Annotated in this window: 1 protein-coding gene; it reads left to right on the top strand. The window is 34.0% G+C overall.

Features of this window, described 5'->3' with window-relative positions:
* A partial coding sequence (locus tag ND811_RS19280; RefSeq protein WP_265365560.1) for an RES family NAD+ phosphorylase occupies positions 1–1,088 on the top strand: 1,088 nt, incomplete at its 5' end.
* Positions 1,089–1,242 lie beyond the last annotated feature (154 nt).

Raw genomic sequence — 1,242 nt, 5'->3', positions numbered from 1 at the left:
AATTAAAAAAATGTGTCGTTTGTGGAAAAACTGAACAATCGATCAAATTTTCAAAAAATTTACATCTTCAAAATCTAACACGTTCGATCATTAGATTTGAATACTCCGAATATGAAGTAGAAAATTACGATCGATTAATTTATAATTTGCAGAAGGAAAATCCGATTCTACCACATACTGGATTTGCCAAAAAAGCGAATAACTATTTCACCAAAAAATATTTTGGTAAATGGACAGATAAACCTATCTCCGAATTATTCGGGATCGATCGAAGAGATAACGAAATTCCGATATTCATGAATGAAGAATTTCCGGAAAGAGAAAATGTAAAAGCCATATATTCGCAACCATTAAAAGAATTTTCTATCGATTGGGAGAAGCTTCTATCTTACTATAATGAAAAAAAATATCAAAAGATTACAAAAATACTTCGAAGCAATTTATCCGATGAACTACATATTCTAAAAAAAATAATAAAAAAAGAAGCAGTATTTTCTCGAGCTAGAATAGGTTATGAGGAAAAAAACATTAGTCAAAAATACAAAATAAAAATACCATATTCTGGGAAAGAAATAGATAGACCACCTGCAAAATACGCATCGAACGGAAAGTTTAACGAAGAAAACATTCCAATTTTCTACGGTGCAACAAATGATTTGACTGCTGTTGCGGAAGTTCGACCTCATCCCGGACATTACATCTCCGTGGCAAAGTTCCTTTTAAAAGAAGACATTGAAGTAATCGATTTGACCAAAATTCCACTATACCTTTTTTGTAATTCTAAAAAAACTTTAGAAACTTTTACCTTTCTTAAACATCTACAAAATTTTATCAATACACCGATTATACCGGAAAAACAAGATCTATATTTATTAACCCAAACAATTGCAGACATCAGTCGAAATATGGGATTCTCAGGAATTTATTATCATAGTTCAGTTTCAAAAGGACAAAACATAGCTTTATTTGGAGATCAAATCTGTATAATTGATAATTCTTCAAAATTGTATAAAGTAAAAGAGGTCTCCTTCAATTTTGATGAAGTAAAATATACCAACACAAGAAAGAATATTCTTAAAGAAACCTGACTTCGCATAACAGCGGCAAATCGCTGCGCTTCGGCACTGCCGGCCTCGCTTGGGCTGCGCCACATTCCTCTCCGTCACGCTTCTCGCTCCGCAAGAAGACGCGCCGACGCTAACGCCTGCGTTGCAGGCTCAGCTACGAGAAACGTCGATTAGC

The organism is Leptospira soteropolitanensis (assembly GCF_026151655.1).
Lineage (GTDB): Bacteria > Spirochaetota > Leptospiria > Leptospirales > Leptospiraceae > Leptospira_A > Leptospira_A soteropolitanensis.
This window is presented reverse-complemented; position numbering and strand designations above follow the sequence as displayed.